The 7,789-nt window shown below is 53.4% G+C and carries 5 protein-coding genes; 1 reads left to right on the top strand and 4 read right to left on the bottom strand.

Annotation, left to right across the window (positions count from 1 at the left end):
• Positions 1–120: 120 nt before the first annotated feature.
• The 4 genes from CRG49_RS11500 to betB form a co-directional block, all read right to left on the bottom strand.
• Positions 121–1,920, bottom strand: a complete 1,800-nt coding sequence (locus tag CRG49_RS11500) for a BCCT family transporter (protein WP_229436944.1) — start codon at positions 1,918–1,920, stop codon at positions 121–123.
• A gap of 87 nt (positions 1,921–2,007) precedes the next feature.
• On the bottom strand, positions 2,008–3,705 hold the full coding sequence (gene betA, locus CRG49_RS11495) for a choline dehydrogenase (protein ID WP_095501880.1): 1,698 nt from the start codon (positions 3,703–3,705) through the stop codon (positions 2,008–2,010).
• Between the two features lie 60 nt (positions 3,706–3,765).
• Positions 3,766–4,119, bottom strand: coding sequence for a DUF4298 domain-containing protein (locus tag CRG49_RS11490; protein ID WP_095501879.1), 354 nt, complete (start codon positions 4,117–4,119; stop codon positions 3,766–3,768).
• A 41-nt stretch (positions 4,120–4,160) separates the two neighbouring features.
• Positions 4,161–5,624: a betaine-aldehyde dehydrogenase gene (gene betB / locus CRG49_RS11485; RefSeq protein ID WP_095501878.1), complete on the bottom strand. Its 1,464-nt coding sequence runs from the start codon at positions 5,622–5,624 to the stop codon at positions 4,161–4,163.
• Positions 5,625–5,925: 301 nt separating this feature from the next.
• Between betB and ettA the strand changes: the two genes are divergently transcribed.
• Positions 5,926–7,599 (top strand): energy-dependent translational throttle protein EttA, encoded by a 1,674-nt coding sequence (ettA, locus tag CRG49_RS11480; protein WP_095501877.1) that lies wholly within the window; start codon positions 5,926–5,928, stop codon positions 7,597–7,599.
• Positions 7,600–7,789 lie beyond the last annotated feature (190 nt).

Raw genomic sequence — 7,789 nt, 5'->3', positions numbered from 1 at the left:
CCGCCGACCGAGAAAGACATTGGACTATGAGACACCGGGTGATCTGTTTTCAGCAGCCCTTGCCAATGGCATTTGAGCGTTGCACTTGAAATGCGAATGTAAGGCCGTCTGAAAGCCGAGTTAAGGGTTCTTATTGTTTTCATTGTTTTGCTGGCGCATTTCTTCATAAATCGCCTGTTGCGCCAATACCGAGCCTTCCGGTGCCTGCGAAGTATCGCCGTCTTCCCACGGTGCATTATCCGGCACGGTTTCGATGTGAATGGTGCTGAGTGAATAATCCGGTTGGTAGTGTAAATCGTATTTGGCTGCTTTGATGGTTGCCAACATGATTAAACTCATGATGATCAGCAAAGGCGCACCGGCAAAAATCGAGGCCGTCTGAAGGGTGGACAAGTCGCCGATAAACATCAACACCGCCGGCATGAAGCATAAAGTAAACGCCCAGAACAAGCGGTTCCAGCGGTGTGGCTCGTCGTTGACTTCATGCTGCACCACCGAAGAAAGAATGTAGGAAATGCTGTCGAACGTGGTGGCAGTGAAGATAATCGCCAACACGGTAAACACGGCAATCACCAATTTCGCCATCGGCAAGGTGTTCAATACGGCAAAAATAGTGGCGGTAGCACCTTGCTCATTCAACACGGCCACCACATCGAGCGCGCCGGTCAATTGCAGATACATGCCGTAGTTGCCCAAGATGATGAAAAACACCGAGCAGCCGAGCGAGCCGAAGAAAATCGAGCCGACCGCCATTTGACGGATGGTGCGGCCTTTGGAAATTTTGGCGATAAACAAACCGATGGTCGGCGCAAACACCAGCCACCATGCCCAGTAGAACACCGTCCAATCCTGAGGGAAGCCTGTTTTTTGGAAGCCGTGGCCGGAGAATTCGCCGAATGCTTCCGTCCACGTCATCATCTTAATCATATTGGTGAGTGAGCGGCCAATGCTTTCCAAGCCGGTATTGAGCATAAACACCGTCGGCCCCGTCACCAACACAAACAGCAAAAACGCCACAGCCATATAGAAATTGATGTTGGATAAAAATTGAATGCCGCCGCGCAAGCCCTGATAGGCGCTGTAGGCAAAAATCAGCGTGGTCACCAGCAGCACCACCAATTGCATGGTGATGTCTTTCGGTGTGTTGAAAAGTTCGTGCAGGCCTTCAGTAATCATGGGTGAGGCCAAACCGAGCGAGGTCGCGCCGCCGCCAATCATGCCGAACACAAAGAAAATATCCACCAGCTTGCCCCAGTTGCTCTTGGCGAATTTCTCGCCGAAAAGCGGCATCAGGCTTTGGCTGACCTTCAAAATCGGCGAATTGCGTACATGGGCAAAATAGGCAATTGACACGGCGGGCACCAAATAAATCGCCCACGCCACCGGCCCCCAGTGGAACATGCCGTAGGTCGCCGCCCAGCGCACGGCTTCCGGCGATTTCGGTTCAATGCCGAAAGGCGGGCCTTGATAGTAGTAAACCCATTCCAAAATGCCCCAGTACATAATGCTCGCGCCGATGCCGCCGCAAAACATCATTGCCGCCCACAAGCCGGTTTTGAATTCGATGTCGTCTTCGGGTTTGCCTAATTTGATGTTGCCGATGTCGGATGAGCAGATATACACCACAAACAAAATCGACAACACGCCAAACGCCAAATAAGCACCGCCGAGTTTGTTGGTGACAAATTGTTTGGTCGCACCGACCCATGCCGCGCCTTGCTCGGGGAACAGCACCAAAGGCAGGGTCACGGCAAACAGAATCAGCAGCGTGCCGAAAAAAGTAAATTTATCAATGCGGGTATCGGGCGTGGCCGAGGTTTTTTGACGGAAATATTGATCGGTATTGAACATACCCAAATGGCGCGAATGCGTCATTTTGACCGGTTTGTATTTAAGTTCGGGGCGGGAATCTTTATTCATGGGATGACTTTCTTATTGTTATGTCACGATAAATGAGCATGTGTTTTCAGACGGCCTTTTCTAAGCATTAGGCCGTCTGAAAAACCGTTAGCCGCGTTTGGCTTGGCCACGCACGGGCGCACCGTTGGCGACATAATAGTCTGCCTCTGATTTCGGCAGCTTGCGGCCGCGCATGGCATCGGCGATTTTTTCACCGATCATGATGGTGGTGGCGTTCAGGTTGCCGGTGATGATGTCGGGCATGATGGACGCATCGACCACGCGCAAGCCTTCCACGCCGTGTACGCGACCTTGGTTGTCGACCACGGCATCATTGCCTTCGCCCATCGCGCAGGTGCAAGACGGGTGGTAGGCGGTTTCGGCGTGGTTGCGCACATATTCGTCGATTTGTGCATCGGTTTGCACGTCTAAGCCCGGGGTGATGATGGCGCCGCGATAAGGGTCGAGCGCGGGCTGATCCATAATTTCGCGTGTGATGCGGATGGCGGCGCGGAATTCTTCCCAGTCTTGTTCATGGCTCATGTAGTTGAACAGAATGCTCGGATGCTCGGCCGGATTGCGTGATTTGAGTTTGATGCGGCCGCGGCTGAGCGAGCGCATCGAGCCGACGTGGGCTTGGAAGCTGTGTGATTTGCTGGCATTGCGGCCATCGTAGCGCACGGCTATCGGCAGGAAGTGATATTGGATATTCGGCCACTCGAATTTTTCGTGGCTGCGGATAAAGCCACCGCCTTCAAAGTGGTTGGTTGCGCCCAAGCCGGTGCCGTTGAACAGCCATTCCGCGCCGATGGCGGGTTTGTTCCACCAATGGGTTGCCGGCGCGATGGAAACGGGCTGGGTGCATTCGTATTGCATGTAGAGTTCGAGATGGTCTTGCAGGTTGTTGCCCACGCCCGGCAAATCCAAGATTTCGCTCACACCTGCTTCGGCCAGCCATGCGCCGGGGCCGATGCCGCTGCGTTGCAGGATTTGCGGTGAGGCAATCGCACCGGCCGAGACAATCACCTCTTGTCGCGCTTCCACGGTTTTCAGACGGCCTTGATGCTCAAAACGCACCCCGCGCGCGCGTTTGCCGTCAAACAGCACCACATCGGTCAGTGCGCCGGTGAGAATGGTGAGACGTTCGCGGTGTTTGGCCATGTCGAGATAACCGCGTGAAGTGGACGAGCGGCGGCCTTCGGGATTGACAAACCTATCCATCGGACCGAAGCCTTCTTGTTGGTAGCCGTTTAAATCATCGGTGCGCGGATAGCCTGCATCCACACCGGCCTGAATCATGGCTTCGAATAAGGGATTGGCGTCTTTTTTGGCGGTGGTGACGTGAATCGGGCCGTTGCCGCCGTGGTAATCGTTTTCACCGGCATCGCGGTGTTCCGATTTTTTGAAATAGGGCAGGCAGTCGAGGTAAGACCAGTCGGCCAAGCCGTCTTTTTTTGCCCAATGGTCGAAATCAAGCGCGTTGCCGCGGATGTAACACATACCATTAATCAACGACGAGCCGCCCAAACCTTTGCCGCGGCCGCAGTCCATCACGCGGTTGTTCATGTAAGGTTCGGGGTCGGTTTTATAGCCCCAGTTGTAGGTGGTGCCTTGCAGCGGCATGGCCAATGCGGCGGGCATTTGGGTGCGGAAATCTAAGCGGAAATCGGGCAAACCGGCTTCCAACAGTAAAACGGAAACGTTTTCGTCTTCGGTCAAACGCGCCGCCAACACCGCGCCTGCGCTGCCTGCGCCGATGATGATGTAGTCGTAAGCGGATTTTAAAGTCGGGTTGGGATGAATCATCTTGTATTCCTTTCTTGTTATCGGTTTGACGGAAGATATGCTCGAGGCCGTCTGAAACGCTTAATCGCTTTGATTGCTTTGGCCGCTGTAGTTGCGGTCGCGATCCAGCGTTTCGATGCAGTCGCGCATCCATTGCCATGCCAGCGTTTGCTGGTCGCCGTAGGCATCCCATAGTGCATCTTCGCTCAATACGCTGTATTCGCCCTGCGTGGTTAAGTCGGGCTGCCAGCCTTGTTCTTCGGCTTCCAAGCAAGCGCGGTATTCGCCGCCGAAGTAAAACGTTGCCAATTCGCGCATAATCGCGTCGCCGCGCTGCCAGTCTTGGCGTGCGGCTTCGAGTTTGGGCAGAAGCTGCGTCCATTCTCGGTAGAGGGTTTGGATTTCGTCAAGGCGTTGTTGGGTCGGTTGGCTCATGTGGTTTTCCTGAGAAATTGAAAAATGGTTTTCAGACGGCCTTAAAACACCGATTGAAACTCACCCAAATCCACCAAAACCGATTTGGTTTGGGTGTAGTGCATCAGGGTTTGCACGCCGTTTTCGCGGCCGATACCTGATTGCTTGTAGCCGCCCACCGGCATTTGCGCCGGCGATTCGCCCCATGCGTTGAGCCAGCAGATACCGGCTTGCAGACGGCCGATGATGCGGTGAGCGCGCTTGATGTCGTTGGAGACCACACCAGCCGCCAAGCCGTAATCAGTGTTGTTGGCGCGTTCGATGGCTTCGTCTTCGGTTTCATAAACCAAAATACTCATCACCGGCCCGAAAATCTCATCGCGGCAGATGGCCATGTCGTCGGTGCAGTCGGTGAACACGGTCGGCGCAACGTAGGCACCATCGACCAAACCGTCATCTCTCAGACGGCCGCCGCCGGTTAAAAGCGTGGTGCCTTCCTGTTTGCCGCGTTCGATGTATTCCAACACTTTTTCCATATGCGGGAAGCTGGCCAATGGGCCGAAATTGGTGGCTTCATCGAGCGGGTCGCCAATGCGGATGCGATTCACGCGCTCGATGATTTTTTGTTCAAACTCGGCTTTCAAGGTTTTCGGCACAAACACGCGCGTGCCGTTGGTGCAGACTTGGCCGGAGCTGTAGAAATTTGCCATCATGGCAATGTCGGCGGCGGTATCTAAATCGGCATCGTCGCAGATAATCAGCGGCGATTTGCCGCCCAATTCCATGGTGACGTCTTTCAGGCTGCTTTCGGCGGCTTGTGCCATCACTTTTTTGCCGGTCGGCACACCGCCGGTAAAGGAAATTTTGGCGATGTACGGATGATTGCTCAATGCCGCGCCGACACGTCCACCGCCTTGCACCACGTTAAACACGCCATCTGGCAAACCCGCTTCGGTGAAAATTTCCGCCAGCTTGATAGCGCCGGTAGGCGTGGTTTCGCTTGGTTTGAACACCATCGCATTGCCTGCCGCCAAAGCAGGGGCGGCTTTCCACATCGCAATTTGAATCGGATAATTCCACGCGCCTATGCCGCCGACCACGCCCAACGGCTCTTGGCGCGTGTAGGCAAACGCATTTTCGCGCAACGGAATCTGGCGGCCTTCGATGGCCTGCGCCAAACCGGCATAATATTCAATCACATCAGCACCGGTCACCACATCGACATACAGCGTTTCCGACAAAGGCTTGCCGGTATCCAACGTTTCGATACGGGCAAGTTCGTCATTGCGCGCACGCAAAATCTCCACCGCTTTGAGCAAAATGCGGCTGCGCTCCACCGCCGTCATCGCCGCCCAAACTTTCTGGCCTTCGATGGCCGTCTGAACCGCGCGTTCGATTTCGGCTTCATCACTTTCCTGCACGCGGGCAAGGATTTCGCCATTGGCCGGATTGATGTTGTCGAAAGTGTCGGCATTCGGATTCGGGGTGACATGGGTGCCGTTGATGTAAGCAGTAAGCGTTTGCATGATGAACTCCTTCACGATAATCGGTTTTGATTTTGGTATAAATTCTCAACTACTTCTTACCATAACATAAATTGAACATTATTCAAAATCCGCATAAAAGCAGGGTCTTGCTTGAAAAGTATTCATAAAAATCAAGCTGTCGTTTTAAAGTAAACAGCTTTTCAGACGGCCTGATTGCGTTTAAAACCTTACGAAAAGCTGATTTTCGGTTAGAATCAAGAAGTCTGAAATTTCTGTTTCAGACGGTCTGACTTTTAGGTTGAGGCCGTCTGAAAAAAGTAACCATTAAGCGAGAAAATTTATGAGCCAATACGTTTATTCCATGCTGCGTGTGAGCAAGGTTGTGCCGCCGCAAAAAACCATTATTAAAGACATTTCATTGTCGTTTTTCCCCGGTGCCAAAATCGGCCTGTTGGGCTTGAACGGCGCGGGTAAATCCACCGTGTTGCGCATTATGGCGGGCGTGGACAAAGAATTTGAAGGCGAAGCCGTGCCGATGAGCGGCATCAAAATCGGCTACCTGCCACAAGAGCCGGAGCTTGATCCGGAAAAAACCGTGCGCGAAGAAGTCGAAAGCGGTTTGGGCGAAGTGGCTGCCGCGCAAAAACGCTTGGAAGAAGTGTATGCCGAATACGCCAATCCCGATGCCGATTTTGATGCATTGGCAGAAGAACAAGGCCGTCTGGAGGCGATTATTGCGGCTGGTTCGTCAACTGGTGGCGGTGCCGAACACGAATTGGAAATCGCCGCCGACGCGCTGCGCTTGCCCGATTGGGACACCAAAATCGGCGTGTTATCGGGCGGTGAAAAACGCCGCGTGGCCTTGTGCAAACTGTTGTTGAGCAAGCCTGATATGCTGTTGTTGGATGAGCCGACCAACCACTTGGATGCCGAATCAGTCGAATGGCTGGAGCAATTTTTGGTGCGCTTCCCCGGCACCGTGGTTGCCGTGACCCACGACCGCTATTTCTTGGACAACGCCGCCGAATGGATTTTGGAACTCGACCGTGGCCACGGCATTCCGTGGAAAGGCAACTACTCTTCATGGCTGGAGCAAAAAGAACAACGCTTGGCCAACGAAGCCAAATCCGAAGCCGCCCGCATCAAAGCCATGAAACAAGAATTGGAATGGGTGCGCCAAAACGCCAAAGGCCGCCAAGCCAAATCCAAAGCCCGTTTGGCGCGTTTTGAAGAAATGAGCAATTACGAATACCAAAAACGCAATGAAACACAGGAAATCTTTATCCCTGTGGCCGAGCGTTTGGGTAACGAAGTGATTGAGTTCACCAACGTGAGCAAATCGTTTGGCGACAAAGTATTGATTGACGACTTGAGCTTCAAAGTGCCGGCCGGTGCGATTGTCGGCATCATCGGCCCCAACGGCGCGGGTAAATCGACCCTGTTCAAACTGATTTCCGGTAAAGAACAGCCCGATTCCGGCGAAGTGAAAATCGGCCAAACCGTCAAAATGTCGCTCATCGACCAAAGCCGCGAAGGCCTGCAAAACGACAAAACCGTGTTCGACAACATCGCCGAAGGCCGCGACATCTTGCAAGTCGGCCAATTTGAAATCCCCGCACGCGCCTACCTCGGCCGCTTCAATTTCAAAGGCAGCGACCAAAGCAAAATCGCCGGCAACCTCTCCGGCGGCGAACGCGGCCGCCTGCACTTGGCCAAAACCCTGCTGAGCGGCGGCAACGTCTTACTGCTCGACGAACCATCAAACGACCTCGACGTCGAAACTCTGCGCGCCCTCGAAGATGCTTTGCTCGAATTCGCCGGCAGCGTGATGGTGATCTCGCATGACCGCTGGTTCCTCGACCGCATCGCCACCCACATTCTCGCCGCCGAAGGCGACAGTAAATGGGTGTTCTTCGACGGCAATTACCAAGAATACGAAGCCGACAAAAAACGCCGCTTAGGCGAAGAAGGCGCAAAACCGAAACGGATTAAGTATAAACCGGTAACACGTTGATTTAATTGAGTGATGAAAAGGCCGTCTGAAAAAATAGTTTTTCAGACGGCCTTATATATTGCGCTTCATCAGGGGCGTATTTTTTTAATTCATGTAAAGCCCCTTAACTTAGCCAGTGAAGGGGCTTTAATCATGTTTATTTTTTATACCGTCAATCCCGAACCCGAACTTCAACCCAAATCATTCATCG

This window comes from Neisseria sp. N95_16, from assembly GCF_002551535.2.
Classification (GTDB): domain Bacteria; phylum Pseudomonadota; class Gammaproteobacteria; order Burkholderiales; family Neisseriaceae; genus Neisseria; species Neisseria brasiliensis.
The sequence above is the reverse complement of the archived record's forward strand: the minus strand, read 5'-3'. Positions and strand labels throughout refer to the sequence as shown.